General features: G+C 71.9%; 25 protein-coding genes. 13 read left to right on the forward strand and 12 right to left on the reverse strand.

Features of this window, described 5'->3' with window-relative positions; genetic code table 11:
- The first annotated feature begins 116 nt into the window (after positions 1-116).
- Complete coding sequence (locus KIK05_RS21950) at positions 117-284, forward strand: DUF3117 domain-containing protein (RefSeq protein ID WP_114033903.1); 168 nt, start codon at positions 117-119, stop codon at positions 282-284.
- Between the two features lie 106 nt (positions 285-390).
- Positions 391-1,821 carry a leucyl aminopeptidase gene (locus tag KIK05_RS21955; protein ID WP_214412656.1) on the forward strand — a complete coding sequence of 477 codons (1,431 nt, stop codon included), beginning with the start codon at positions 391-393 and terminating at the stop codon, positions 1,819-1,821.
- A 110-nt stretch (positions 1,822-1,931) separates the two neighbouring features.
- Here the strand turns inward: KIK05_RS21955 and KIK05_RS21960 are convergent, their stop codons facing one another.
- On the reverse strand, positions 1,932-2,582 hold the full coding sequence (locus KIK05_RS21960; RefSeq protein WP_214412657.1) for an O-methyltransferase: 651 nt from the start codon (positions 2,580-2,582) through the stop codon (positions 1,932-1,934).
- A gap of 178 nt (positions 2,583-2,760) precedes the next feature.
- Here KIK05_RS21960 and sigE point away from each other — a divergent pair, with 178 nt between their 5' ends.
- The 4 genes from sigE to KIK05_RS21980 all read left to right on the forward strand — a co-directional run bounded on the left by sigE (position 2,761) and on the right by KIK05_RS21980 (position 6,404).
- On the forward strand, positions 2,761-3,420 hold the full coding sequence (sigE, locus tag KIK05_RS21965) for an RNA polymerase sigma factor SigE (RefSeq protein WP_214412658.1): 660 nt from the start codon (positions 2,761-2,763) through the stop codon (positions 3,418-3,420).
- Positions 3,417-3,944, forward strand: a complete 528-nt coding sequence (locus KIK05_RS21970) for an anti-sigma factor family protein (protein ID WP_214412659.1) — start codon at positions 3,417-3,419, stop codon at positions 3,942-3,944. Before sigE ends, KIK05_RS21970 begins: the two co-directional genes overlap by 4 nt.
- Before the next feature lie 308 nt (positions 3,945-4,252).
- Positions 4,253-5,920 carry a S1C family serine protease gene (locus KIK05_RS21975; RefSeq protein WP_214412660.1) on the forward strand — a complete coding sequence of 556 codons (1,668 nt, stop codon included), beginning with the start codon at positions 4,253-4,255 and terminating at the stop codon, positions 5,918-5,920.
- A gap of 121 nt (positions 5,921-6,041) precedes the next feature.
- Positions 6,042-6,404, forward strand: coding sequence for a sec-independent translocase (locus KIK05_RS21980; RefSeq protein WP_214412661.1), 363 nt, complete (start codon positions 6,042-6,044; stop codon positions 6,402-6,404).
- Positions 6,405-6,561: 157 nt separating this feature from the next.
- Here KIK05_RS21980 and KIK05_RS21985 read toward each other — a convergent pair whose 3' ends face one another.
- Complete coding sequence (locus tag KIK05_RS21985; RefSeq protein ID WP_214412662.1) at positions 6,562-7,701, reverse strand: Mrp/NBP35 family ATP-binding protein; 1,140 nt, start codon at positions 7,699-7,701, stop codon at positions 6,562-6,564.
- A 121-nt stretch (positions 7,702-7,822) separates the two neighbouring features.
- On the opposite strand from KIK05_RS21985, the gene KIK05_RS21990 reads away from it, so the two are divergent.
- Complete coding sequence (locus tag KIK05_RS21990; protein WP_214412765.1) at positions 7,823-8,272, forward strand: MarR family winged helix-turn-helix transcriptional regulator; 450 nt, start codon at positions 7,823-7,825, stop codon at positions 8,270-8,272.
- Between the two features lie 12 nt (positions 8,273-8,284).
- Here KIK05_RS21990 and KIK05_RS21995 read toward each other — a convergent pair whose 3' ends face one another.
- On the reverse strand, positions 8,285-8,806 hold the full coding sequence (locus KIK05_RS21995; protein ID WP_214412663.1) for a DUF1003 domain-containing protein: 522 nt from the start codon (positions 8,804-8,806) through the stop codon (positions 8,285-8,287).
- The gene (locus tag KIK05_RS22000; RefSeq protein WP_308250053.1) at positions 8,806-10,170 is read right to left on the reverse strand and encodes a magnesium transporter MgtE N-terminal domain-containing protein; all 1,365 of its coding nucleotides are present in this window, start codon (positions 10,168-10,170) and stop codon (positions 8,806-8,808) included. Before KIK05_RS22000 ends, KIK05_RS21995 begins: the two co-directional genes overlap by 1 nt.
- Positions 10,171-10,312: 142 nt before the next feature.
- Between KIK05_RS22000 and KIK05_RS22005 the strand changes: the two genes are divergently transcribed.
- Positions 10,313-11,272, forward strand: a complete 960-nt coding sequence (locus tag KIK05_RS22005) for an EamA family transporter (protein WP_214412664.1) — start codon at positions 10,313-10,315, stop codon at positions 11,270-11,272.
- Here the strand turns inward: KIK05_RS22005 and KIK05_RS22010 are convergent.
- From KIK05_RS22010 to KIK05_RS22020, 3 genes are all read right to left on the reverse strand, one after another.
- A complete protein-coding gene (locus KIK05_RS22010; RefSeq protein ID WP_214412665.1) occupies positions 11,261-11,743 on the reverse strand; it encodes a nitroreductase/quinone reductase family protein in 483 nt (160 codons plus the stop codon). The two genes, KIK05_RS22005 and KIK05_RS22010, sit on opposite strands and share 12 nt — an antisense overlap.
- 470 nt (positions 11,744-12,213) lie before the next feature.
- Positions 12,214-12,501, reverse strand: coding sequence for a nuclear transport factor 2 family protein (locus KIK05_RS22015; RefSeq protein WP_214412666.1), 288 nt, complete (start codon positions 12,499-12,501; stop codon positions 12,214-12,216).
- Between the two features lie 643 nt (positions 12,502-13,144).
- Positions 13,145-13,663 carry a TetR family transcriptional regulator gene (locus KIK05_RS22020; RefSeq protein WP_250563206.1) on the reverse strand — a complete coding sequence of 173 codons (519 nt, stop codon included), beginning with the start codon at positions 13,661-13,663 and terminating at the stop codon, positions 13,145-13,147.
- A 170-nt stretch (positions 13,664-13,833) separates the two neighbouring features.
- Here KIK05_RS22020 and KIK05_RS22025 point away from each other — a divergent pair, with 170 nt between their 5' ends.
- On the forward strand, positions 13,834-14,766 hold the full coding sequence (locus tag KIK05_RS22025; protein WP_214412668.1) for an SDR family oxidoreductase: 933 nt from the start codon (positions 13,834-13,836) through the stop codon (positions 14,764-14,766).
- 10 nt (positions 14,767-14,776) lie between these two features.
- Here KIK05_RS22025 and thrC read toward each other — a convergent pair whose 3' ends face one another.
- A complete protein-coding gene (thrC, locus tag KIK05_RS22030; protein ID WP_214412669.1) occupies positions 14,777-15,841 on the reverse strand; it encodes a threonine synthase in 1,065 nt (354 codons plus the stop codon).
- A 64-nt stretch (positions 15,842-15,905) separates the two neighbouring features.
- Here thrC and KIK05_RS22035 point away from each other — a divergent pair, with 64 nt between their 5' ends.
- The gene (locus KIK05_RS22035) at positions 15,906-16,739 is read left to right on the forward strand and encodes a MurR/RpiR family transcriptional regulator (RefSeq protein WP_214412670.1); all 834 of its coding nucleotides are present in this window, start codon (positions 15,906-15,908) and stop codon (positions 16,737-16,739) included.
- A gap of 90 nt (positions 16,740-16,829) precedes the next feature.
- Here KIK05_RS22035 and KIK05_RS22040 read toward each other — a convergent pair whose 3' ends face one another.
- On the reverse strand, positions 16,830-17,231 hold the full coding sequence (locus KIK05_RS22040; RefSeq protein ID WP_214412671.1) for a hypothetical protein: 402 nt from the start codon (positions 17,229-17,231) through the stop codon (positions 16,830-16,832).
- Between the two features lie 127 nt (positions 17,232-17,358).
- Here KIK05_RS22040 and KIK05_RS22045 point away from each other — a divergent pair, with 127 nt between their 5' ends.
- Complete coding sequence (locus tag KIK05_RS22045; RefSeq protein WP_214412672.1) at positions 17,359-18,297, forward strand: HpcH/HpaI aldolase/citrate lyase family protein; 939 nt, start codon at positions 17,359-17,361, stop codon at positions 18,295-18,297.
- Positions 18,298-18,312: 15 nt separating this feature from the next.
- On the opposite strand, the gene KIK05_RS22050 is transcribed toward KIK05_RS22045, so the two are convergent.
- The gene (locus KIK05_RS22050; protein WP_214412673.1) at positions 18,313-18,882 is read right to left on the reverse strand and encodes a DUF6529 family protein; all 570 of its coding nucleotides are present in this window, start codon (positions 18,880-18,882) and stop codon (positions 18,313-18,315) included.
- A gap of 17 nt (positions 18,883-18,899) precedes the next feature.
- Positions 18,900-19,559 carry a hypothetical protein gene (locus tag KIK05_RS22055; RefSeq protein ID WP_214412674.1) on the reverse strand — a complete coding sequence of 220 codons (660 nt, stop codon included), beginning with the start codon at positions 19,557-19,559 and terminating at the stop codon, positions 18,900-18,902.
- Positions 19,560-19,763: 204 nt separating this feature from the next.
- Between KIK05_RS22055 and KIK05_RS22060 the strand changes: the two genes are divergently transcribed.
- A complete protein-coding gene (locus KIK05_RS22060; RefSeq protein ID WP_214412675.1) occupies positions 19,764-20,822 on the forward strand; it encodes a CPBP family intramembrane glutamic endopeptidase in 1,059 nt (352 codons plus the stop codon).
- 272 nt (positions 20,823-21,094) lie between these two features.
- A complete protein-coding gene (locus KIK05_RS22065) occupies positions 21,095-24,253 on the forward strand; it encodes a hypothetical protein (RefSeq protein ID WP_214412676.1) in 3,159 nt (1,052 codons plus the stop codon).
- Here the strand turns inward: KIK05_RS22065 and KIK05_RS22070 are convergent.
- Positions 24,243-24,653, reverse strand: a complete 411-nt coding sequence (locus KIK05_RS22070) for an NUDIX hydrolase (RefSeq protein ID WP_214412677.1) — start codon at positions 24,651-24,653, stop codon at positions 24,243-24,245. The genes KIK05_RS22065 and KIK05_RS22070 overlap by 11 nt on opposite strands.
- Between the last annotated feature and the right edge of the window lie 22 nt (positions 24,654-24,675).

The following is a 24,675-nucleotide window of genomic DNA, read 5'->3' on the forward strand; positions in this document are numbered from 1 at the left end:
GAGTGCTCGCGAGGCGGGATAATGGGACGTCACAGAAGACGTGAAAGCGGCGGGCGAGCGGATGCGGCAAGGCGCGTCCGGGCATCGCGAAGGCCGAGGCAGGAAGGGATACACGCATGGCGGCGATGAAGCCGCGGACTGGCGACGGTCCGCTGGAGGTCACCAAGGAAGGACGGGGCATTGTCATGCGGGTCCCTCTCGAGGGTGGCGGCCGGCTCGTCGTCGAACTCTCACCAGATGAGGCCAGAGCCCTTGGCGACGCTCTGAAGAACGTCGTCGGCTGACATACCCCTGACACAACCCACCGACACAGGCGACTTGACGGCCCCGGCGGCCGGGCCGTGAGCCCCACGCCGGGGCTGTCGCACATCGACGCAGGGGAGGACCACCATGCCGATCGAGACCGCACTTCGACTGTATGACCCGTCAGCGCAGGAAGCGGACCTGCTCGCCGTCCCGTTCGGCGCCGACCTCACCGCCGACGTGGAGCTCCACCTGCCGGTGCCCGCGCTGCTGGCCCACCACGAGGCCAAGGGTGAGGCCGGCGAGGTCGTCGAGGTGCCCGTGGCCCACGGTGACGCGGTGCGCCGCGTCCTGCTGTACGGCGTGGGCGACGCCTCCCCGCGAGCGCTGCGCAGGGCCGGCGCGGTGGTGGCCCGGCGGGCCAGGGGGCGGCGCTCGATCGACCTCAGGCTCCCCGAGGACGCCGGGGCGCGGGGCTGGGCGGCGCTGGCCGAGGGCGCGCTGCTGGCGTCCTACACCATGAAGATCGGGTCCGGCGGCGTGAAGGCCGTGGAGGAGATCCGCCTGCTGGGCCCCGAGGAGGCCCGCCCGGCGATCGAGCGGGCCGAGGTGGCGGCGCGGGCCGTCGGCCTGGTCCGCGACCTGGCGAACATGCCGTCGTCGGAGAAGAACCCCGAGTGGCTGGCCGCCCGCGCCGTCGAGGTGGCGGAGCGCTCGGGGCTGCGGTCCAAGGTGTGGACGCCCGACGATCTCGCCGCGGGCGGCTTCGGGGGCATCCTCGCCGTCGGGCAGGGGTCGGTGAGCCCCCCTCGGCTGATCCAGCTCTCGTACGAGCCGGCCGACCCCGACGGCACCCATGTCGTGCTGGTCGGCAAGGGCATCACCTTCGACAGCGGCGGCCTGTCCCTCAAGCCGACCGACGGCATGAAGTTCATGAAGACCGACATGGCGGGCGGCGCGGTGGTCATCGCCGTGCTGGGCGCGCTGCGCGACCTCGGCGTCCGCACCCGGGTCACGGGGCTGGTCGCCGCCGCCGAGAACATGCCGTCGGGCTCGGCGCAGCGGCCGGGCGACGTGATCACCCACTACGGCGGCCGCACGGTCGAGGTGCTCAACACCGACGCCGAGGGGCGGTTGGTGCTCGCCGACGCGCTGGCCTACGCCGACGACGTCCTCGACCCCGACACCATCGTCGACCTGGCCACGCTGACCGGGGCCATCGGCGTCGCCCTGGGGCGCGACATCGGCGCGGTGTTCTCCTCCACCGACGACCTCGCCAAGGAGCTCGTCGAGGCGGGTGAGGCGTCGGGCGACCCGCTGTGGCGGATGCCGCTGATCGACGACTACCGGCCGGCCCTGGATTCCCCGGTCGCCGACCTGTCCAACATCGACGCCGAGGGCACCTACGGCGGGGGCGCGATCACGGCGGCGCTGTTCCTGCGCGAGTTCACCGGGGGGCGGCGCTGGGCCCACCTCGACATCGCGGGGGTGTCGCGCAGCACCGCCGACGACGGCATCTTCACCAAGGGCGCCACGGGCTTCGGCGCCCGCCTCCTGCTGGAGTGGCTCTCTTCCTGACGTACGCGAGCGCCCGCCGTCCCTCGATGAGGGCGGCGGGCGCGTGTTCTGCCGGGGGCCGGCACGTCACATTGGGGATATGTCCGGGTTTGTGATACTTCTCACTGATTTCAAGTGGCGATCTTGATGGCGGCGAGCAGGCCGTCACCCAAGGGGAGCAGCAGGGCGCGCAGCCGTTCGTCGGACCTGACGAGCTTGCCCAGCTCGCGGATCGCCACGGTGCCGGGGTCGCGCTGCGCCGGGTCGGCCACCCGGTTGTGGCCCATGGCGTTGTCGAACACCACGATGCCCCCGAGCCGCAGCAGGCGCACCGCCTCGGCCAGGTAGTCGCCGTACTCCTGCTCGGCGGCGTCGCAGAAGACCATGTCGTAGCCGCCGTCGGCCAGGCGGGGGAGCACGTCGAGGGCGCGCCCGCCGATGAGGCGGATCTTGCTGCCGGAGAATCCCGCCTCGGCGAACGTCTGGCGGGCCATCCGCTGGTGCTCGGGCTCGACGTCGACGCTGGTCAGAGTACCGTCCGGGCGCATGCCGCGCAGCAGCCACAGCCCGGACACCCCGCACCCGGTGCCGACCTCGACCACCGCCCTGGCGCTGATCGCCGTGGCGAGGAAGCACAGCGCCGCGCCGGCCCCGGGCAGGACCGGGTCGGCCCCCACCTCGAGGCCGCGCCGCCTCGCGGCGCGCAGCACCTCGTCCTCGGGATGGAAATCCTCCGCGTAGGCCAGCGTGGCCTCCACCGGATTCGTCGGCGTCGGGGCCATCGGCCTCTCCTCCCCGCTTGAGCCGTACGCACGTAATGGTCGCAGCCTAGGGGAGTCGGGGCCGAACGGGAACTCACGCCACAACGGGTACGTTGCACGCTTTGAACGACCTTTGTTCAACGACACAGTCCGGCCTCATCGGCCTCTGGGTACGCAGGAAGGGACGAAACCAGGCACTATGGCTGTAGCGGTGGTCCCGGAGAGAGGAGTCCTGGTGGACGAACACCACCAGACCGATACTCCCGACAGTGCGTTTCCGGGGGGAGACCCCCGGCTGCCCGATGGAGGTTGGACGCCTCCGACCTGGGAGGAGGTCGTTCGCGAGCATTCGGCGCGCGTCTACCGTCTGGCCTACCGGCTGACGGGCAACGTCCATGACGCCGAAGACCTCACCCAGGAGGTCTTCGTCCGGGTGTTCAGGTCGCTTTCGAGCTACACGCCGGGCACTTTCGAAGGCTGGTTGCATCGCATCACCACCAACCTGTTCCTCGACATGGCGCGGCGCAGGCAGCGCATCAGGTTCGAGGGGCTCGCCGACGACGCCGCCGAGCGGCTGCGCGGCCGCGAGCCGTCCCCGGCGCAGGTGTTCGACGATGCCCAGATGGAGCCCGACATCCAGGCCGCGCTCGACTCCCTGCAGCCGGAGTTCCGCGCGGCGGTGGTCCTGTGCGACATCGAGGGCCTGTCCTATGAGGAGATCGCGGCGACGCTCGGCGTGAAGCTGGGCACCGTCCGCAGCCGAATCCATCGCGGTCGTAGCCAGTTGCGGGAGGCGCTCGAGCACCGTGCGCCCCGTCGCGACGAACTCCCCCCGACCGTAACCAGGGAGGGAGCATGAGCCATCTCGGAGAGCGGGCCTCGGCGCTCGTCGACGGAGAGCTCGGCCACGCCGAGCGGGAACGCGCGCTGACGCATCTGACGTTCTGCGCGGACTGCCGTGCCGAGCTCGACGCCATCCGGGCGCTGAAGAGCCGGCTTCGGTCACTCGATCCACCGGCCGTCCCGGCGGACCTCACGATGTCCCTGCTGCGCATGGCGGAGCCGGGCGGTCCGGTTCCACCGCGGGTCCGGCCCTTTCCGAACCCGACTTATTCGCTGACCAGCGCTCCGGTCGACAACAGGCCGCGCAGGCGCGGCGGGTTCACCGGGCCGGGACGCTCAGGCGGGCGCAGGGTGGGGTACGTCGCGGTCGGCGTCGCGTCGGCGGCGGTCGCCCTCGGCACACTGTTCATGGTGGGCGGCGGCGACAGGCCGACCGCCCCGCCGGTAGAGATGTTCGCCAACCAGCACCGTACGGCCACCACCAGCCCGGCTGAGGAGGTCGCCCCCGGCCGCGCCGGCTCGCCCGCCCGGCAGCCCTGAGCGCCGGGCCGGTCACCGTCAGAGCGTCCAGGCCTGTTTTCCGCACGAGCCCGAACTCCGCCGTCGGACGCTGTCGGCGGTCGAGGGCGATGTGCGGAGAACGGGCCCAGGCAGGGCGGGCAGGTCGTCCGTCCTCGCCGTGCCGAGGCTGGTCATCGCACCCGTGGGCTCACTGTCGTCCGTGCCGTCCGCCCCGCACCGGGCATACGATCGGATGGACCCCGCGGGTGCGGCTTACGGCGCTCGTATGCGGTCGGAGCGAGAATCTGGCGTAGCCCACGTTGACTGGCCTCGGGAGTGAGCCTTCGATGACCGACGAGAGACGTACCTTCGACGGCGGGGACGGGGCGACTCCCTCCCAGCAGTCCCAGGAGGGGGCGGCGTCGGAGTCCTCGGGCCCCTCCAGCGGCATGCGGGTCCGGCCCGAGTTCCTGCCGGCGTCCGACACCTGGCCCGCAGACGCGGCCGTCTCCGGTCCCGACGCCTTCACCGGGCCCAACCCCTTCGCGGCGGCCTCGGAGCCCTCTGGGGGCGACACGGGGCGTTTCCCGGCGGCCGACACGGCGCGCTCCCCGCAGGGCGACACCGCCCGCTTCGCCGCTCCCGGGCACGATCCTTTCAGCCCCGAGAGCACCGGCCCCATCCCGTGGGCGCGAGAGCAGTCCTACGCCCAGCAGCCGCCGTCCGGTGAGGCCTCCTCCGGCTGGGGCAACCCCGCCGGTGGACCGCTCCCGCCGACCCCGGGCGGCCCCTACGGCCCGCCCCCGCCGCGCAACGCCCTCGGCATGGGGCCCGGCTGGGCGCCCCCGCCCCCTCCCCGGTACGACGCGGGCGTCCCGGGCGCTCCTGGCGCGTCACGGCTGCCGAGGACCGGCGTGCTCGCCGTCCTCGCGGTCGTCATCGCCCTGGTCGCCTCGGCAGCCGGCAGCATCGGCACCTACCTGCTCACCCGGTCGGGGTCCGGCGTGGACCCCTCCTACAACCTCGGCACGCCGTCCGGCAGGATCGTCAACCGCGCCCCCGACTCGGTGGCGGGGGTCGCGGCGAAGGTCCTGCCCAGCGTGGTGTCGCTCGACGTGCGCGGCAACAGCGAGGCGGGCACCGGCTCCGGGTTCGTGATCAAGGGTGGTTACATCGTCACGAACAACCACGTGGTCGCCGCGGGTGCGGCCACCGGCAACATCAAGGTGACCTTCAACAACAAGAAGACCACTCCCGCCAAGATCGTCGGGCGTGACCCGAGCTCCGACATCGCGGTCGTCAAGCCCGACGCGAACTTCGGCGTCCCCGAGATCAACCTCGGTGACTCCGACAAGGTCGTGGTCGGCGACCCCGTGATCGCGATCGGTTCGCCCCTCGGGCTCACCGGCACCGTGACCACCGGCATCGTGAGCTCGCTCAACCGTCCGGTGACCGCGGGCGGCGAGAGCGGCACCGAGTCGTCGTTCATCAACGCGATCCAGACCGACGCGGCCATCAACCCCGGCAACTCCGGCGGCCCGCTCGTGAACGCCGCGGGCGAGGTGATCGGCGTCAACTCCGCCATCGCGACGCTCGGCAACGCCTCCTTCGGCGGCCAGAGCGGCAGCATCGGCCTGGGCTTCTCGATCCCGGTCAACCACGTCCGCCGGATCGCCGAGGAGCTCATCACGACCGGCTCGGCCAAGAAGTCCCGCATCGGCGTCAGCCTCGACCCCGACTACCAGGGCGAGGGCGTCCGCATCGCCAGCACGACGCAGCAGGGGCTGCAGCCGGTGGTCCCCGGCGGTCCGGCCGACAAGGCGGGCCTGAAGCCCGGGGACGTCATCCTCGAGCTCGACGGCTCACCTGTGAGCCAGCAGTCGGAGCTGATCGTCACGATCCGGAGCAAGGCCCCCGGTGACAAGGTCGTCATCAAGTACCGGCGCGGCAGCCAGGAGCGAACCACGACGGTGATCGTCGACGCGGTCGCGGTCCCGACGCCGCAGCCGTCTTGATCGAACCCGCGCCCCGCCGCCTGTCCCCTTTGTCGAAGCTGGGCATTAGTCTGGGAGTAGCCAGGTCGCCGGTCGCACATGGCCCGCGGCGGGCATCGGCGTAGAGAGCGTAGGAGATCACGTGTTCGGACTCGGCTGGCCTGAGGTCTTGGCACTCGTGGTGATCGCGCTGCTGGTGTTCGGTCCCGAGAAGCTGCCCCAGGCGGCCGCGCAGGCAGGCAAGACGCTGCGGCAGCTCCGGCAGATGGCCAACAACGCCAGGAACGACCTCCAGGAGAACCTCGGCCCGGAGTTCCGCAACTTCGACCCGGCCGACCTGCACCCCAAGAACTTCGTCAGGAAGCATCTGCTGCAGGATCTGGAAGACGACTGGAACCGCCCGGCCGTCGAACCGGACCACTCCTCCTACAGCGACCCTCTCACGCCGGCGCACGACGAGCTCGGCTACGGCGAGATCCCGCCGTACGACCACGAGGCGACCTGACGTCAGAAGCATGCGAAAGGGGGCCGATCCCGACGGATCGGCCCCCTTTGCGTGGAACGGGCTCCCCGAGGCCCATTTTCCGCACATCGCCCTACCGACGATCGTGTATAGCGTCCGACCAGGGAGATTCGGGCTCGTGCGGAAAACAGGCCGAGGCTCAGCGACCGGCCGGGGAGAGGCCGAGCTGCAGGCCCTTGATGCTGCCGGACTTCTTGCTCAGACCGGCCGCGATGCGGCGCAGCTCGCTCGCGGCGGGCGAGTCGGGGTCGGTGAGCACCAGCGGCTTGCCGTTGTCGCCGCCCTCGCGCAGGCGCAGGTCGATCGGGACCTGGCCGAGCAGCGGGACGCGGGCGCCGAGCACGCGGGTCAGGCCGTCGGCGACCGCCTGGCCGCCGCCCTCGCCGAAGACCGCGATGCGCTCGTCGCAGTGGGGGCAGGGCAGCCACGCCATGTTCTCGATGACGCCGGCGATCTGCTGGTGGGTCTGGGTGGCGATGGACCCGGCACGCTCGGCCACCTCGGCGGCGGCCTGCTGCGGGGTGGTCACGACCAGGATCTCGGCGCCCGGCATGCGCTGGGCGACCGAGATGGCGATGTCGCCGGTGCCCGGCGGGAGGTCCATGAGGAGGACGTCGAGGTCGCCCCAGTAGACGTCGGCGAGGAACTGGTGCAGCGCGCGGTCGAGCATGGGGCCGCGCCACACCACCGGGTCATTGCCCGGGGGCTTGAACATGCCCACCGAGATCACCTTGATGTCATGCGCGACCGGCGGCATGATCATGTCTTCGACCTTGGTGGGACGCTCGCTCACCCCGAGCATGCGGGGCACGGAGTGGCCGTAGATGTCGGCGTCGACCACGCCCACCTTCAGGCCGGAGGAGGCCATCGCCGCGGCCAGGTTGACGGTGACCGACGACTTGCCGACCCCGCCCTTGCCACTTGCGACCGCGAAGACGCGGGTCAGCGAGCCCGGCTTGGCGAACGGGATCTCCTTCTCGGGCCCGCGGTTGCCGCGGAGCCTGGTCTGCAGGGCCTTGCGCTGCTCGGCGCTCATGACGTCGAGCTCGACCCGGACACCGGTGACGCCCTCGACCTTGGAGACGGCCGCGGTGACGTCGCGGGTGATGGTGTCGCGCATGGGGCAGCCCGCGACGGTCAAGTAGACGCCGACCCGAACCACCCCGTCGGGGGAGATATCGACGCTCTTGACCATGTCAAGGTCGGTGATCGGCCGGCGGATCTCGGGGTCGTTGACCGTCGCGAGGGCGGCCGTCACCTGTTCTGGGGTGGGTGCCATGGATCCATGCTACGAACCCAGCGCCGATCCTACGAATCCCGGCCCTGGTCTGGACACCAAGAGCTGCTAATGGGGAGGTGTGTGGCGGTATGCAACCTTCTAGGATGACCGCGTGACGTCCATGACGGCGGAGATCACGCCGCAGCAGCTCATCGTCTGGCGCATGTTGCAGCGGGCTCAGGTGCGGATAACCCGGAGCCTCGAAACCGAGCTGCTGAGCAGCCACGATCTCGCCCCGGCGGCGTACGACGTGCTGCTGCAGCTGTCGGAGGCCCCCGGGCGGCGGCTGCGCATGAACGACCTGGCCGACCGGGTGCTGCTGTCGCGCAGCGGGCTGACCCGCCTCATCGACCGCCTCCAGCGCGACCGGCTCGTCCAGCGGGAGGCCTGCACCAGCGACGCCCGCGGCCTGTTCGCGGTGCTGACCAAGGCCGGCGAGGACCGGCTCGCCGAGGCCACGCCCACCTACCTGCGGGCCGTCCGGGGACGCTTCCTCGACCTGCTCGACGAGGAGGAACTGCGGCAGTGCTCGGCCATCCTCGCCAAGCTCCTGCCGGAGCCTCCGCTGTAGCGCCTCGGGCATTCAGGCATGGGGCTCCTCTCCCATATCCGCGTGGGGACGCCCGGAGACGTCCCCTTCACCGGAGGGTTCGCGGATCTCCTCCAGCAGGTGCTCCAGCTCGCCTCTGATGTAGTCGCGCGTCGCCAGCTCGCCCAGGGCGAGCCGTAGTCCGGCGATCTCCCTGGTGAGGTACTCGACCTCGGCCTGGTTGCGCTCGCCCGCCAGGCGGTCCTGCTCGCTCTGCACCCGGTCGCGGTCGGCCTGGCGGTTCTGCGCCAGCAGGATCAGCGGGGCGGCGTACGACGCCTGGATCGACAGGATCAGCGTGAGGAAGATGAACGGGTAGGGATCGAAGGCCAGCTTCGAGGGGACCCAGAGGTTCCACGTGACCCAGACCGTGATGAACACCGTCAGATAGACGAGGAACCGGGCCGTGCCGAGGAAGCGGGCGATCCGTTCCGACAGCCGTCCGAACGCCTCCGGGTCGTAGTGGGGGCGGATGGTGCGGCGGAGCTCGCGGGGCTGGTCCAGCCGGTTGACCATCACCGGTCACTCCGGCGATCCGCCTCCGTGCCCGAAGGCGTGTGGTGCGGCTCCGCACGCGGGCCGGTGTCCTGCTGTGCGTCCGGCACGGGGCCGCGGGCGGTGTGGCGATCCGCGTCCGGGGCGCCGTTGCCGGGGAGCTGCTCGTCACGCTCGCGCCAGTCAGGAGGCAGCAGGTGGTCGAGCACGTCGTCCACCGTGACCGCGCCCACCAGCCGCCCCAGTTCGTCCACCACGGGGGCCGCCACGAGGTTGTAGGTGGCGAAATAGGAGGTCACCGCGGGCAGCGGCAGTTCGGGACGGATCGGGTCGACGCTGCTGTCGATCGTCCCGCCGAGCAGCGAGGACGGCGGGTCGCGCAGCAACCGCTGGAAGTGCGCCACCCCGAGATATTTGCCCGTCGGCGTCTCGATCGGTGGCCGGGTGACGTACACCTGGGCGGCCACGGCGGGGGTACGGTCCTGGCGGCGGATCTCGGCGAGCGCCTCGGCGACCGTCGCGTGGGGTGGGAGCACCACGGGCTCGCTGGTCATCATGCCGCCGGCGGTGTTCTCCGCGTAGGTCAGCAGGCGCCGCACCGGCGCGGCCTCGCGCGGCTCCATGCGGCGGAGCAGCGCCTCCGCCTGCGTGGGCGGGAGGTCCTGGAGCAGGTCGGCGGCGTCGTCGGGGTCCATGGCCGCGAGCACGTCCGACGCCCGCTCGGCGTCCAGGCGGCTCAGGATGCCGATCTGGTCGCGTTCGGGCAGTTCCTCCAGCACGTCGGCGAGCCGCTCGTCGTCCAGGGCCGCGGCCACCTCCGACCGCCGCTTGGCGGGCAGGTGGCGCAGGGCGTTGGCGAGATCGGCGGGGCGCGTCTCCTCGAAGGCGGCCAGGAGGTTGGCCGCGTCCTGGTCCCCCTGGACGACACCGAAACCGGTCACGTCCTGCCAGTCGACCACGAGCGTCTCGCCGCGGCGGCGCCGCAGCCCCCGGCCGACGCCGGCGCGCCGCACGGCGACCTTGGTGACGAGCCATTCGCCGGTCCTGGTCTGCTCCATGGCGAGGTCCAGCACGGTGACCTTCTCGCCGTCGACCTCGACCCTCAGGTCGAGCAGCTCCCCGATGGCGAGGGACTCGGTGGCGTGCTTCTCGAAGCGGCGCAGGTTGATCGTGCCGGTGAAGATCACCGCGTCGGCCTCGATGTTGCGGACGCGGGTGATGGGCAGGAACACCCGGCGGCGCGGCTGCACTTCGACGACGAGGCCGTGCACGCGAGGGGCGTCGTTGGGGCGCAGGGCCACCACGACGTCCCGGACCCGCCCGATCTGGTCCCCGGCGGGATCGAACACCGGGGTTCCGGCGAGCCGGGCGACGAAGATCCTCACTACCGCAGATTACGAGGTCAGCGCTGGTGACTCGCGCCCGGCCCCCTTAAAAGCCGTCTCAACGTACGGTCGCGCCTTGAAGAGGTCGAAAGCCGTATGACAGGATCAAAATCGCTTAACGCTAATTACAGGATGGTGGCGTATGAGAGGCTCGGCGCTGGCGATCGCGGTCGTGTCGTCGTTGTGCTTCGGATTCTCCGGACCGATGGCGAAGATCGTCGGAGCGGGCGGGCTGACCCCCCTGCAGGCCGTGTGGGTACGGATGGCGGGCGCCGCCGTGCTCCTGGTGACGATCCTGGCCGTCTTCCGGCCGAAGGCCCTGCGCGTCCCGAAGAACAAGATCGGGTTCTTCGCCGCGTACGGCCTGATCGCCGTCGCCGCCGTCCAGGCGCTGTTCTTCGTCGCCATCACCCGGCTGCCGGTCGGAGTGGTGCTCCTGCTGGAGTACACCTCGCCGGTGCTGGTCGTGCTGTGGGTGCGGTTCGTCAGGCGGCTGCGGCTGCCGCGCTCGGCGTACCTGGGCGCGCTGATCGTGCTGGTCGGGCTCGCCGTCGTCGTCGAGGTGTGGCAGGGGATGGCGCTGGACGGCCTCGGGCTGGTGCTCGGGCTCATCGCCTCGTCCTGCTGCGCCGGGTACTTCCTGATGAGCGACGGCTTCGGCGACGACATCGACCCGCTCGGGCTGATCGCCTGGGGCCTCGCCGGGGCCGCGGTGGTGCTCGCCGCGATCTGCCGGCCGTGGGAGATCCCCTGGGACGTCTTCGGCACCGCCGTCAACGTCGGCGGCCGTACGATCCCGGTGGCCCTGGCCGCGTTCTGGCTGGTCGGCGTCGCCACCGTGCTGGCGTACATCACCGGCGTGATCGCCGTACGCCGCCTGTCGGCCGCCGTCGGAGCCACCGTGTCGTCCCTGGAGGTCGTCGCGGGGGCGCTCATCGCCTGGGTGCTGCTGGGGGAGCGGCTCGGGGTGGCGCAGATGATCGGCGGCGGCATCGTCCTGGCCGGCGCGCTCCTGGCCCAGACGGCCACAGCGGCCGCCGGCCGCGCCCCCGACACCCCTGCACCGGAACCGGCGAGCAGCCCGGAACCCTCAGCCGTCTGAACCGAGCCGGTTCGGGCGTCCCGGGGAGATCTCCGTCAACCTGAACACTGGGGTCAGGCGGTGCCTTCTCACTTCGAAGCGTTCGACGAGGGGGAGGCGGGCGAGAAGACGTCTCAGTGTCTCGGCCCGCTGCTCCTCGCTGTCCAGGCGTGAGACCTCGACCTCGAACGACCGGTCATGATCGATCTCCACGGTGACGATGTCGGTAGGTTCCGAATCGAACAGGTCTCCCACCCAGACGGGCTGCTCGGCCGCGTGACCGTCCATGAGAAGGACGTAGGTGTCGCCGTCCGGGATATATGTGACCCAGACGGTGCACAGCTCCGGCGTCCGCCGCCCGATCACCGTGAGAGCCAGCGCGGGTAGCCCCCCGAAGCGGTACGGCAGGAAACGCCCTCTGGTGCTGTGAAAGACCATCAGGTTGACCCCCTCGAGCAGGCGAACCAGTGCCGCGTCGAGAAGAGCGCCCATGGCGTACCTCGTATTCGTGTTCGTCGTGCTCTCTCGCGGGAAGCAAGCGGCTTTGCCGGGAATCGTGGCGCCGAAAGGTATGGATGCCCACCCGTTCCACGGTTCCCTGCTGAGACGTGGCCGCCCACCCGGACGGTGCCCTACGGGACCGGTGGGGGTGCGGCCTGCTCGGGAAGGGAGGGGAGCGGTCCCCGTCAGGGAAGTCCGAGGCGTTTCTGGGACCAGTTCGCCCACACGGTCTTCCCAGGCCGGTGAGGTAGTGGGATCACCCCGAAGCCGCCGGCCAGCATCGACACGATCGTCGGGCCTCGGCCGTGAACCGTGTCCAGCCCCACAACGAGCCGCTGTGGCCGTCCCGGGCGGGAGGACGAAGAGGGCTCACTGATCGTCAGCTCCCTCGCCGTGCCTGGCGTCCCCGAACACCATGCGATGCCCCTTGGCCGTGTCCATGTACTCGCGCACGCGGTGTATCAGCCTTCTCGCAGGTGGAAGATGGAGCAGTAGTCGTTGCGGTAGGCGTTGCCGCCTGCCAACGTGGCCTGCATGGTCTCCACCACCACGGCCACATCGCCGTCGGCGTGGAACCCGCGGAAATCCACCGCCACATCGGCGACGAACATGCGCGGGAAGTCGATGGCGAGAAAGTGGGCGATGGCGTCTCTGCCCACCATGCGGTGCGTCGCGCCGAGCGCTACGGCGATCGCGTTGCCGGGCGGGGCCAGCCATTCCGCGTCCTCCGTGAAGAAGCTCGCGATCACGTGATTGTCCCGAGGCGGGAATGATCGTTATGCCCGCTTCACCAGCTCGCGGTTCCGTTCACTGGACATGCCGGGCAGTGTAGGTCGCCTCCCCACCAGCGAACCGGCCATATCCGGACATCGCCCCCGCTGGTAGGGCCAGCCCAGGCGATGATCATCCGGGTGGGCGTGCCGATGTGTCATCCCGCAGGTCAAGCCAGGCCGCACCCTCTGATGATCTGCGCCGTCAGGTTGGAGAAGCCTCATTGATGTGCTTGGCGGGGGCCACGAGTGGTGTGAAGGTCGCGGTAGCCAACGAGCGGTTCTTGCCCCTGGTCCCTGGCCGTTCTGGTGGGGCGCTGTCTGAGGGGTGGCCGTGTCGAGCCAGGGTGGTGTTGTAGGGGTGGGCTTTTCTGCGCTACGTCGTGACCTGGCGGTCTCCAGTTGGTCGCGGTCTGAACGTTGATCCTTGTGGTGTCCCTTGCCGTCTCGATAGTCACTGTTCGGGTGGGCGGCCGTGTTCAGCAAGGGAAGTGTTGTACGGGTGGGAGTTTCCCGCATTCCGCCGCCACCCGGAGATCATGATCCTGAGCGTGCCGGAGGCAGAGCCCGTCCGGTCGCCGCACGCGGACCGGTGACCCCCATGACCCCTGCCCGGCAGCGATCACCTGCCCGCGGTCACGGCCTTCAGTTCGTCGAATGACTCTCGGATGATCTGCGGTAGTTCCGGTTCGCCGGCTTCGCCGACCCAGCGTTCGAACGCGATCCTGAAGACGGCGATCCCCGCCTCGGCCGCCAGGCTCGCGGCGGGGTCCGGGACGCCGCGCCGGCGCAGGGCCTCGGCGAGCGCCGAGGCGAGGGAGGCGAGCTTGATCAGCTCCCGCTCCCGAAGCTCCGGGTGCGCGGTGATGACGGCGTGCCGCTGCCGGGCGCCCTCGCGGCGCTGCTCGAACAGGTCGCCGGCGGCCTCGAGGGCCGCGGCTATGGTGTCGATCGGCGTCGTGGAGCCAGGCGCGTCGGCGACGGCGTTCACGAGGGACTCCTGCAGTGTGGCCGCGCCCCAGAACAGCACCTCGCGCTTGTCGGCGAAGTGCCGGAAGAACGTCCGCTCCGTGAGGCCCGCACGCTGGGCGATCTCCGCCACAGTCGTCTGTTCGAACCCGCGCTCGCTGTAGAGCTCCATCGCCGCACGCTCGAGTCGGCCGCGTGCGTTCGGCTCCCATCGACCCATGCCCCTGATCGTAGTGGATGACAGCGACTGACATCAGAGCTAAGCTGATGACAGTAGCTGACATCAGCTGGCTCCCGGGGTACCCCTGTGCCCGGGGAGGCCGGCTCACGGAAGGGTTTCTCATGCGCGTTTTCGTCACCGGGGCGTCCGGCTGGATCGGTTCCGCCGTCGTCCCCGAGCTCATCGGCGCGGGTCACCAGGTCATCGGACTGGCGCGCTCGGACGCCTCGGCCGCCGCCCTCACCGCGGCCGGGGCGGAGGTGCTCCGCGGCACCATCGACGATCTGGACGTCCTGCGGAACGCCGCCGCGGCGTCGGACGGTGTGATCCACCTCGCGTTCAAGCACGACATCGCCTTCTCCGGAGGGTTCCAGGACGCCGCCGACGCGGACCGTCGCGCCGTCGAGACGTTCGGCGAGGCTCTTGCCGGTTCTGATCGGCCGCTCGTCATCGCGTCCGGCATACTCGGGCTCGCGCCGGGGCGGGTGGCGACCGAACAGGACGGGCGGCTCGACCATGCCGCGGAGAACCTCGGCGAGGCGCCACGGGCTCGGCTGCGCACCGCGCAGGCGACCCTCGCCCTCGCCTCCCGCGGCGTCCGCTCGTCCGTGCTGCGACTGCCTCCGACCGTCCACGGCGAAGGAGACAACGGCTTCATGGCCGCTCTGGTCGGCATCGCCCGGGACAAGGGCGTGTCGGGTTACGTCGGCGACGGGTCCAACCGCTGGCCCGCGGCCCACCGGCTCGACGCCGCGCACCTGTTCCGCCTCGCGCTGGAGAAGGCCCCGGCGGAGTCGGTGCTGCACGGGACGGCCGAGGACGGTGTGCCGATCCGCGCCGTCGCCGAGGTGATCGGCCGCCACCTGGACCTGCCGGTGGTCTCGATCCCCGAGGAGGAGGCGGGTGCGCACTTCGGCTGGCTGGGCGGCTTCATCGGGCTCGACGCTCCGGCCTCGAGCGCGCTGACCCGCGAGCTGCTGGGGTGGCGGCCGACGCAGCCGGGCCTGATCGACGACCTCGACAAGGGCCACTACTTCCGCACCCCGTCCGCCTGACCGATCCGGCTCAGGAGACGAGCTGAAGAGCTCGCTCCACCTCCCTGGTGGCCGTCGAGGTCTCGGTCGAGGTGTAGCCGTCGCGGAGGGAGGCGTCGGGGTCCTTGAGGCCGTTGCCGCTGAGGGTGATCACGACGGTTTGCCCGGCGGCGAGCCTGCCCTGGTGGTGCTGGTCGAGGAGGCCGGCGACGCCGGCGGCGGAGGCGGGTTCGGCGAAGACGCCGTCGTGGCGGGCGAGCATGCGGTAGGCGTCGAAGATCTGCTCGTCGGTCACCGCCGCGATCAGCCCGTGGGACTCCTCGCGGGCGGCGACGGCGCCGTCCCAGGTCGCCGGGGCGCCGACGCGGATGGCGCTGGCCGCCGTCCGGGGTGCGGCGACCGGCGCCCCGTGGACGAGCGGTGCCGCGCCGGCGGCCTGGAAGCCCCACATGCGGGGCACGCGGGTGGCGAGGCCGTCGGCGGCGTAGACCTTGTAGCCACCCCAGGTGGCGGTGATGTTGCCGCCGTTGCCCACCGGCAGGCAGTGGATGTCCGGGGCGTCGCCGAGGGCGTCCACGATCTCGTAGGCGACGGTGCGCTGCCCGGCGAGCCGTAGCTCGTTGCCGACGGAGTTGACGAGCGCGATGGGGTGCTGCGCGGCCAGTTCGCGGGCGACGCGCATGCAGTCGTCGAACGTGCCCGCGATCTCGATGATCTTCGCGCCGTACCGTACGGCCTGGCCGAGCTTGCCGAGCGCGATCGCGCCCTTCGGTACCACCACGGCGGCGGTCATCCCCGCCCTGGCGGCGTACGCGGCGGCCGACGCGCTGGTGTTGCCGGTCGAGGCGCACAGGACGATCTCGGCGCCGGTCTCGGCGGCCCTGCTGACCGCGATCGTCATCCCGCGGTCCTTGAACGACCCGGTGGGGTTGGCGCCCTCGACCTTCAGCCAGACCTCGCAGCCCGTCCGCGACGACAGGTGCTCCGAGCGCAGCAGCGGAGTGTTGCCCTCGTGGAGGGTGACGACGGGGGTGGTCTCGGTGACGGGGAGCCGGTGCCGGTAGGGGCTGTCGATCAGGCCGTGCCAGGTGCTCATGCCGGGACCATAACATTCGTTTCGTCATACACGTCAACCCGGAATCGATGTAACATTCGTCAATATGGAGCACGATCCTCTGGTGGCCCGCCTCACCGAGCTCTATTCCGGCCTGCCGGCCGGTGAGCGCGCCATCGTGCGAGTGCTGCTCGACGACTATCCGTTCGCCGCGCTCGGTTCGCTGCGTGCCCTCGCCGAACGGGCGGGGGTCAGCCCGCCGACAGCCTCGCGCCTCGTCGACCGGCTCGGGTTCGCCGGCTTCGCCGACTTCCAGGCGGCCGTCCGCGCCACCGCCCGCGAGCAGGACCGGTCGCGGCTGCGCGAGTTCGTCACCCAGCCGCCGGACACCCACCGGGCGGCCGAGGAACTGCGCACCGGGCTGGACCGCACCCTCGCCGCCGTCACCGAGCCGCTGCTCGCGGCCGTCGCCGCCCGCCTCGCCGAGGCAGGGGGAGTCTGGGCCCTCGGCGGCCCGTTGAGCGAGCTCGCCGCCGACTACCTGACCCGGCAGCTCGCGGGCCTGCGTCCGGGCGTGCGCGGTGTCCCGGAGTCACCCGCCGCCCGCGCCCGCGTCCTGCTCGACCTCGGGCCCGCCGATGTGGTCGTCGCCTACGACTTCCGCCGCTACTCGCCGGACACCGCCCGTTTCGTCCGCGCCGCCCGGAGCCGGGGCGCACGTCTCGTCCTGGTCACCGACGCCTGGGAGTCCCCCGTGGCCGACCAGGCCGAGGTCCTGATCCGCCTCCCCCGCGAGGCGGCCGGTCCGATCGCCCCGCTCACCCACGAGATCGCCGTCACCGAGCTCATCCTCGTCGCCACCGCCGCCCGCCTGACCCCCGCGCCCCGCCTGGCCGACCTCGACGCCGTCACCCACGAATTACTGCCCCCCGACCTGTGAAACGGAGGCGGCGTGTTCACCTCGGCCGCCCTGGTCGGGGTGGCGCTGCCGGCGGCCGTCGCGGACATGCTCGGGCGCGGACGACGGGCCTCAGGCGCCTCGGCTCTCGTCGGCCGAGGTCGTGACGGCGGGCGTCAGGCGGATGACGGTGGAGCCGGTGGCCCAGCGGGAGGGGAGGGTCGCGGCGTCCACGGCGTTCAGGCGGTCCTTGGCCAGGGCGGAGACGATCGGGGCGGCCGGCTCCGACGACTGGTCGACCACCTCCACGTCCGCGTCGAACGAGATCAGCTGGGCGCCGTTGTCCTTGCTGCGCAGGGTGACCCGTACGCGGGACGCCTCCGCCAGGCCGGGGAGCGACTGCTCCTCGCCGCCGGTCACCACGTAGATCGCGCCGTCGTGCCAGATGTGCCAGGCCAGCCGGTCGCGGCCGGCCAGGGAGATCCACAGGACGCTCGACTTCTTGGCGCCCTCTTCGATCAGCGTGAGGCTCACAGGTAGCAATCTACGACCGGCGGCGCCGTGCGCGCGCCCCCAGCCGTGTCCGCGCGGAACGCCCGGTTGAAGGACGTCCAGGCCGCCCGCGGGCGCGTGCGGGCGGGCCAGGGGCTACGGTGTGCGCATGCGCTCCCGTCGTTCGTGTCTAGCGGTCCCCGGCAGCAACCCGCGTTTCCTCGACAAGGCGCAGGGGCTGCCCGCCGACGAGGTCTTCCTCGACCTGGAGGACTCGGTGGCGCCGTCGGCCAAGGAGCAGGCGCGCAAGAACGTCGTGGAGGCGCTGCGCACCGGCGACTGGGCCGGTAAAACCCGGGTCGTACGCGTGAACGACCTGTCCACGGCATGGACCTACCGCGACGTCATCGAGGTCGTCGAAGGGGCCGGGGACGCCCTCGACTGCCTGATGCTGCCGAAGGTCGAGGGCGCCGTCCAGGTGGCCTGGCTCGACACGCTGCTCACCCAGATCGAGAAGGCGACGGGCCTGCCCGTCGGCCGCATCGGCATCGAGGCGCAGATCGAGAACGCCCGCGGGCTGGTCGAGGTCGACGCCATCGCGGCCGCGTCGCCGCGCCTGGAGACGCTGGTGTTCGGCCCCGCCGACTTCATGGCCTCGATCAACATGAAGACGCTGGTCGTGGGGCAGCAGCCGCCGGGGTACACCGAGGGCGACGCCTACCACTACATCCTCATGCGCATCCTGATGGCCGCCAGGAGCCATGATCTGCAGGCGATCGACGGGCCGTACCTCCAGATCAGGGACCTCGACGGGTTCGCCAAGGTGGCACGCAGGTCGGCGGCGCTCGGCTTCGACGGCAAGTGGGTGCTCCATCCCACGCAGATCGAGGCGGCCAACGAGGTCTACTCGCCGTCCCAGGACGACTACGACCACGCGGAGCTGATCCTCGACGCCTACGAGTACGCCACGACGGTCGAGAGGCGTGGCGCGGTCATGCTGGGCGACGAGATGATCGACGAGGCCTCCCGCAAGATGGCCCTGGTCGTCGCCGCCAAGGGCCGAGCCGCCGGGCTCACCCGCACCAAGACCTTCGAGCCGCCGGCCTGACCCGCACCGGGCCGGTCATGTGGTGACGCCGAACGTCGTGAAGAACCACAGCGCCGAGGTCAGCCACAGGCCGACCAGGGCGCTGAACGCCAGCCCGCCGAGCAGGGGGAGCGTCCAGGACGGCAGGTCGCGCCTGGGCAGCGAGAGCATCTTGGCGACGAACACGCCGTAGAAGAACGTTCCGAGCAGCGAGTGCACGAGCACCCGCGTGGAGTCGTAGTGCGCGCCGAGCGCGTACAGGCAGTGGAACGCCACGGGCACCGACAGCAGGAACGCCGCCCGTCCCGACCAGCGGTGCAGGGTGCTCATCCAGGCCGGCACGCGGATGTCGGAGAGCATGCCGTACATCGCGAGCGCCGAGATCAGCTGGACGATGGCGAGCAGTAACGCGCCGGTCGCGAGCCAGGTCTTCATCGCCTGGGCCCCCGAGAAGCCGGCCACCCCGACGGCGTACCCGGCCGGCGGGTGTACGCGGCCGTACACGCCGAGGGCGACGGCCACCAGGCCGCCGGCCAGGAGCGGCACGAGGTACGGCGCGGAGCTCCGCCTCCGCCTGCCGCGGTTGCGGGACTGGGAGATCGTCATGGGAAGCCTCCCGGGCATCAGAATGCGTCGATGAACTCGTCGGCGTCCTGGGGGCGCAGCGTGGCGCCGTCGATGGTGAGGGGGGAGCCGGGGGTGAGGGCCGGGGTGGGGTAGGGCGAGTCGTCGAGCTTCAGGAGCCCGACCTGCCGCCCGTCGGGCAGGATGATCCACCCTCCGACGATCTTCGCTCCCCGCACCTGAGCGGTGGCGCGGTACAGGCCGGACGGCTTGGTGACGAGCTTGGCGGTGAACCGCCAGGAGGCCTTGCCCACCTGCAGCCTGCCCTTTGCCTTGGTGTCGGTGAGCGCGGCGGTGAGCAGCGCGTCGTTCTTGCCGGTCAGCGTGGCGGTGCCGTTCTCCGCGGTGCCCTTGAGCCAGGACTCGCGCCTGCCGTCGCAGAAGTAGGCGACGGCCTTGCCGTTCTTGATCGACAGGGCGAGCAGCCCGCCGTTGCCCTGGACGACGCCCGCGTAGTCGGCCCGCCTGGGGGTGGGGTCGGCGGCCGGGGCCGGTGTGGGGGTGGCGGCGGTGAGGGAGTCGCCGGCCATGGTGGCACGTATGCCGACGGCCTTGGCGGGCGTGTCGGCGCGGGGCGCGGTCTGCCAGCTCGCGACGCCCAGCCCGGCGGCGAGGACCACCCCCGCGGTCAGCGTGTGAAAGGGCCCCAGCCGTCTCATCATCTGCTCCTGTGCTTGTTCGGTACTTCCACGCACGGTGGCCGTTTCCAGGGCAAGTGTCTATGAAGAAATACGTACAGCGAGTGTTTTTGGGGAACTATGCGGCTTTCTGGTGTCTCCTAGCCTGAAGCGGCAAAGGACCCTTGTGTCGTACAGCGGTAGCCGCGCGAGGAACGTCCAGGTCAGGCGGGAAGAATGGCCTGTATGCGCGATCCGTCTCAGGCGAACCAGCCCGAACCCGACCACGGGGCCCGGCCGCAGCCGGACGTCGCGGGCGGGGGAGGCGCTCCAGAGGCCTCCCCGTGGGCGCGGCCCCCGGCGCCGTACCAGCCCTGGCAGGCGCCTCCCGCGCCGAGGTACCAGGTGGTCCCGCCGCCGCCGGGCCTGCGGTACGACCACCTCGCGCGGACCCCGGTGAACCGCTGGTGGCGGCCTCTGGTGGGGACGCTCATAGTCGCGGGCGCGTTCGTGGCGGTCAGCGTCGCCGTGATCGTCGGCGGGACGATCGCCGCGGCCCTCCTGGGCATTCCCGTGATCATGAGCAGCGGCCGGATGTTCGGGAACCCGGTCTTCGAACTCTCCGTCATGCTCCTGTCGATCGCCGCCGTCCTGCCCCTGGTGTTCGGGACGGCCTGGCTGGTGCAGCGCCGCCCGCCGGGCACCCTCTCGTCGGTGCTGGGACGGGTGCGCTGGGGCTGGCTGCTGATCTGCCTCGTACCGGCGGTCCTGGCGCTCGTCCTGGGGCAGGCCGCCATGATCGCCACGCTGGCCGTGACGGGGCAGGGCGTCGGGCAGCTGTTCGGCTGGGTGGGGTGGGACCGGTTCCTGCCCGGCATGGTCGCCATCCTGGTGCTGGTGCCGTTCCAGGCGGCGGCGGAGGAGTACGTCTTCCGGGGCTGGGTCATCCAGGCCTTCGGCGCCTACTTCAGGACGCCCTGGCCGGGCATCCTGCTCGGCGCGGCGGCCTTCACCTCGCTGCACGCCTACACCGACTGGGGGATCATCGACGTCTTCGGCTTCGGCGCCCTGATGGGCTGGCTGGCCGTCCGCACGGGCGGCCTGGAGGCGCCGATCGCGCTGCACGTCACCAACAACATCGTGAGCTTCCTGCCGTCCGCCGCCTCCGGCGATCTGGGGAACGCCCTCCAGCAGGGCGCGGTGCCGTGGCAGTCGCTCGCGGGCACTGTCGTGCAGCTCGGTTTCTTCACCGTTGCGGTCGTAATTATCGCCCAGAAGCGGGCAATTCCGACGGTCTCTAGATAAATCTGACTAGAGAGGTCTCGCCAGGAGGGCACTCCACGTGTTGCCCTGGAAGGGTGCGGGTCGGAACAGGCCCAGGGAGGTGCGCGCTGGCGGCGAGGGCTAGGGCGATCGGCATTGCCCCGTCTGGATGTGTGATCACCCGGCGTGGCCGGGGTATCTGTACGATCACGTGTGATCCGTTGCCAATGCAATGGACGCGCTGGAGTTCGGTGGAACGGTCCCGAATCACGGCCTTCAGCCTTGGCTAGGCCGTCGACGAGGAGGTGCTGAGCGTGGCCTCGGGCCCCCACGACCCGCGCTCGTCAGGCTGGTCGGCGAACGACGACACCCCCGCATCGCCCCCGACAGGATCGGAATCCGGACCGGTCCGGCCCGCCTTCCCCGCCGGGGTCGCTTCACACTCGACCGGCTTCGACCCGCGCCCCGCCGGACGGGGCGGGCCACGCACGTCGCCTCCGACGCTGCACCACTCGCCCCCCGGCCCCTCCGAGCCCGGCAGTCGCGGGCTGCCCGCCGACTCCCCGTGGGCCCTGCCGCCCTTCGGCGCGCCCACCCCGGACGACGACGACCCCATCGGCCCCGGCGACCCCACGGCGCCGCATCCACGGCAGCCCTCCGCGGGGCGCCTGCGCCCCCCCTACGCCCGCCCGTACGGCGGCCAGGGCGCCGAACCCCGCCACAGCGCCGGCCGTACCCCCTCGGGCGAGCCGCCCGAGCCTCCGCAGCCGCCTGCCGAGGAGCCCACGCGGGACGACCCCCCGTGGCCGCCGCGCCGGCTGGTCGACCGGCCGGACAAACTCGTCGCCTCCGGGCCGCCGCGCACTCCGCCCCGCCCGGTGGGCGACGGCGACGACCTGCTGGGCACCCCCTCCCGGCCAGTGGACGACGGCGTGCCAGGCAACCTCTCCCGGCCGCTGGGCGACGGCGGAGGCGTGTCCGGCATCCGGCTGGAACCCCAGATCCCGGCGGAGGACGAGCGGATCGGCAGGCCTCCGGATGGACGCCCCGCCCACCCCGACGTCCTCGTCGCCTCCGGCCCGCCCCGTCCGCGCGGCGGCCGAGGCCGGCACCACCGCGACCAGACGGCCCCGAGACCACGCCGGCCGCGGCTCCCCGGGCGGCGCGGCCCCGGACGCGGGCTGCTGACGCCGATCTTCGTCGTCGTGGTGCTGCTCGCGGCGGCCGGTCTCGGGCTCGTGATCGTCAACTGGGTGAACTCCCCGGTCGGCTCCGGTCTCCGCCTCGCCGCCGGCGACGAAGGCTCCGGGGACCAGGCCTTCGCCGCCCCGCCCGGCATCAGCGGCAACGGCTCCAGCCAGGTGCTCAACGCCGTCACCTCCGTCGGCTCCACCGTCGTGGCGGTCGGCAGCGACACCACCAGCCCCGTCCCCCGCCCCCTGTTCCTCGTGTCGTCCGACGGCGGGAAGTCGTGGGAGCTCGGACGGGTGACCGGGCCGTCCGGGTACCAGCCGGCCGGCTCGGCGGGCCGCGTCACCGGCGGCGACGGCCACTGGCTGGCCGCCGGGACCGAGGCGCCCGGCACGGCCGGCGGCTCGGCCCGGGGCATGTGGACCAGCACCGACGGGCGTTCCTGGACGGCCGTCGACCCCTCCCGCCTGTCGGCCTTCTGGAGCGGCGACCGGATCACCGACCTCGCGCGGACGGCCACCGGCTTCGTGGCCGTCGGCTCCACCGCCCTGGCGGACGGTGGATACGGCCCGGTGGCGTGGGTGTCGCCCGACGGGCAGAGCTGGAGCCGGGTGGACGGCCGCGAGATCGGCACCACCGACAAGGTGAGGGCCATCCGCGCCGTGGTGGCCAAGGGCGACGCCGTCGTGGCGCTCGCCGACCCGGGCAAGGGGGACAGCACCTCGGTCATCCTGCGCTCCCCGGACGGCGGCCGCACGTGGCTGCGCACCGCCGCCGCGCTGCCCGGCGTACGGCCCGAACCCGGGGCGCTCGCGGTCTCGGCCAAGGGGTTCCTGCTGGTGCCGACCCTGCAGAAGTCCGGCGCCGGTGACGTGCGCGTCTACTGCTCCGAGCTCGGCGACGAGTGGCGCCAGTGCGGGGTGATCGGGGGCCTCGGGCGGGAGGCGACGGGCGTACGGGGCCTGGCGTCGTCCTCGGCCGGGGTCGCGGCGGTGGCGGAGTCCGGCTGGGAGCGGTACGCCGTCTTCACCAGCGGCGACGGCAGGAGCTGGACCGAGAGCACCGACCTCGGGCAGATCCCCGGCACGCTGCGGGGCCTCGCCATCACCGGCGAGGGCACCCTGGTCGCCGCCGGGGACCAGCGGGCCGGAGGCCTGGACAACCTGCCGGTGCTGATGACGGCGGCCAAGGGCAGGCCCGCCACGCCCGTCCCGCTGTCGGAGATCAGCGGGCTGACCCGTTCGGCGCGCGAGACGACCGCCCTGGTCGGGGCCGGCAACTCCTTCGTGGCGGTCGGCTCGGTCAAGGGGGACGCCGGCATCTGGACCAGCGCCAACGGTGACAGCTGGAAGGCGGTGAGCTCGCCGGGCTTCGGCGGCCCGGGCAGGCAGGCGTTCAACGACGTGGCGCACGGCCCGCACGGATGGCTCGCGGTGGGCAGCACCACGGCCGACTCGGCGTTCGTCAAGCCGCTGCTCGCCGTCTCCTCCGACGGGCGCTCCTGGCGGGAGGCGCCCGAGTCGCCCGCCCTCGGCGCGTCCGGGAGGTACGCGGTGGTCCCGCGTGTGGTCACGGCGGGACCGAAGGGGTACCTGCTCGCGGGCGACGACAGCGGCCCGGACGGCGTGGTGGCCGCGCTGTGGTTCTCGACGGACCTCAAGCGCTTCTCGCGCGCCGCCCCGCAGAGCCTGCCGGCGGGAGGGGCGGACGTGCGCATCGAGGACGTCGTCGCCACCTCCGGTGGCTACCTAGCGGTCGGCGGGTCGGGCACGACCGGCCGTACCTCGGGCGTCGTGTGGGTGTCGCGCGACGGGCTCAACTGGACCGCCCGCAAGCGCGTCATCCCGGAGGGCGCGCGCTCGGCCACCCTGCGCAGGGTTGCCGTGCACGACGGCCAGGTGGTGGCGGTGGGCGGCGCGACCACCGACAAGGGGGTCGAGCAGCCGTTCGCGGCCGTGTCCGGCGACGACGGGGTCACCTGGCAGTACTCCTGGCTCCCGGCGGACGCGGCGGCGACCGTGCTCGACATGGCGGGCTCGAAGTCCGGCCTGGTCGCCGTCGGCTCCTACGGGCCGCCCACGACCGGCGACAGCGCGGTGTGGACGTCCCCGGACGGCCGCGAGTGGCAGCGTCACACGCTGACCGGCGACGGCATGACGGGCGAGGGCGCCCAGTGGCTCGGCGCGATCGCCGTCCTCGGCGACAGGGTGGTGGCCGTCGGCCGTTCGACCACCTACACCTCCGACCACCTCACGCTCTGGCGCACCACCTTCAGCCGCTGACCACGCCGCCGTCGAAGACGCGCCAGCCGGCGAGGACGGCGAGGAGCCCGGAGGTGAGGGGCAGCCCGGGGAGCTCACCGGGGGCGAACCAGCCGACGGCGGCGGCGTCGTCCCCGGCGCGCGGGGTGCCGGGCGCGGGTGTCGCGAAGTAGTCGTGGATCTCGTACACCACGCCGTCGAGGCCCGGACGCTCGACGCTGCCGGCCAGGACGCCCACCGTGACCGCCAGACCGGTCTCCTCGGCCAGCTCCCGCCGCAGCGCCTCGGCGTCGGACTCGCCCGCCTCGACCCGGCCACCGGGCAGCGACCAGAGGCCCTCGCCCGGCGGCCGCCCGCGGCGCACCAGGAGCAGCCGTCCCGCCCCGTCGATCACGATCCCGCCGACGCACCGCACGCGCATATGCCAAGATTACGCCGGGATA

Source organism: Sphaerisporangium fuscum, assembly GCF_018531465.1.
Taxonomy (GTDB): Bacteria; Actinomycetota; Actinomycetes; order Streptosporangiales; family Streptosporangiaceae; genus Sphaerisporangium; species Sphaerisporangium fuscum.

Coding starts and splice junctions, on each gene's coding strand:
- KIK05_RS21950 (WP_114033903.1), top strand. CDS start 117: ATGGCGGCGATGAAGCCGCGGACTGGCGACGGTCCGCTGGAGGTCACC.
- KIK05_RS21955 (WP_214412656.1), top strand. CDS start 391: ATGCCGATCGAGACCGCACTTCGACTGTATGACCCGTCAGCGCAGGAA.
- KIK05_RS21960 (WP_214412657.1), bottom strand. CDS start 2,582: ATGGCCCCGACGCCGACGAATCCGGTGGAGGCCACGCTGGCCTACGCG.
- sigE (WP_214412658.1), top strand. CDS start 2,761: ATGGCTGTAGCGGTGGTCCCGGAGAGAGGAGTCCTGGTGGACGAACAC.
- KIK05_RS21970 (WP_214412659.1), top strand. CDS start 3,417: ATGAGCCATCTCGGAGAGCGGGCCTCGGCGCTCGTCGACGGAGAGCTC.
- KIK05_RS21975 (WP_214412660.1), top strand. CDS start 4,253: ATGACCGACGAGAGACGTACCTTCGACGGCGGGGACGGGGCGACTCCC.
- KIK05_RS21985 (WP_214412662.1), bottom strand. CDS start 7,701: ATGGCACCCACCCCAGAACAGGTGACGGCCGCCCTCGCGACGGTCAAC.
- KIK05_RS21990 (WP_214412765.1), top strand. CDS start 7,823: ATGACGGCGGAGATCACGCCGCAGCAGCTCATCGTCTGGCGCATGTTG.
- KIK05_RS21995 (WP_214412663.1), bottom strand. CDS start 8,806: ATGGTCAACCGGCTGGACCAGCCCCGCGAGCTCCGCCGCACCATCCGC.
- KIK05_RS22005 (WP_214412664.1), top strand. CDS start 10,313: ATGAGAGGCTCGGCGCTGGCGATCGCGGTCGTGTCGTCGTTGTGCTTC.
- KIK05_RS22010 (WP_214412665.1), bottom strand. CDS start 11,743: ATGGGCGCTCTTCTCGACGCGGCACTGGTTCGCCTGCTCGAGGGGGTC.
- KIK05_RS22020 (WP_250563206.1), bottom strand. CDS start 13,663: ATGGAGCTCTACAGCGAGCGCGGGTTCGAACAGACGACTGTGGCGGAG.
- KIK05_RS22025 (WP_214412668.1), top strand. CDS start 13,834: ATGCGCGTTTTCGTCACCGGGGCGTCCGGCTGGATCGGTTCCGCCGTC.
- thrC (WP_214412669.1), bottom strand. CDS start 15,841: ATGAGCACCTGGCACGGCCTGATCGACAGCCCCTACCGGCACCGGCTC.
- KIK05_RS22035 (WP_214412670.1), top strand. CDS start 15,906: ATGGAGCACGATCCTCTGGTGGCCCGCCTCACCGAGCTCTATTCCGGC.
- KIK05_RS22045 (WP_214412672.1), top strand. CDS start 17,359: ATGCGCTCCCGTCGTTCGTGTCTAGCGGTCCCCGGCAGCAACCCGCGT.
- KIK05_RS22050 (WP_214412673.1), bottom strand. CDS start 18,882: ATGACGATCTCCCAGTCCCGCAACCGCGGCAGGCGGAGGCGGAGCTCC.
- KIK05_RS22055 (WP_214412674.1), bottom strand. CDS start 19,559: ATGAGACGGCTGGGGCCCTTTCACACGCTGACCGCGGGGGTGGTCCTC.
- KIK05_RS22060 (WP_214412675.1), top strand. CDS start 19,764: ATGCGCGATCCGTCTCAGGCGAACCAGCCCGAACCCGACCACGGGGCC.
- KIK05_RS22070 (WP_214412677.1), bottom strand. CDS start 24,653: ATGCGCGTGCGGTGCGTCGGCGGGATCGTGATCGACGGGGCGGGACGG.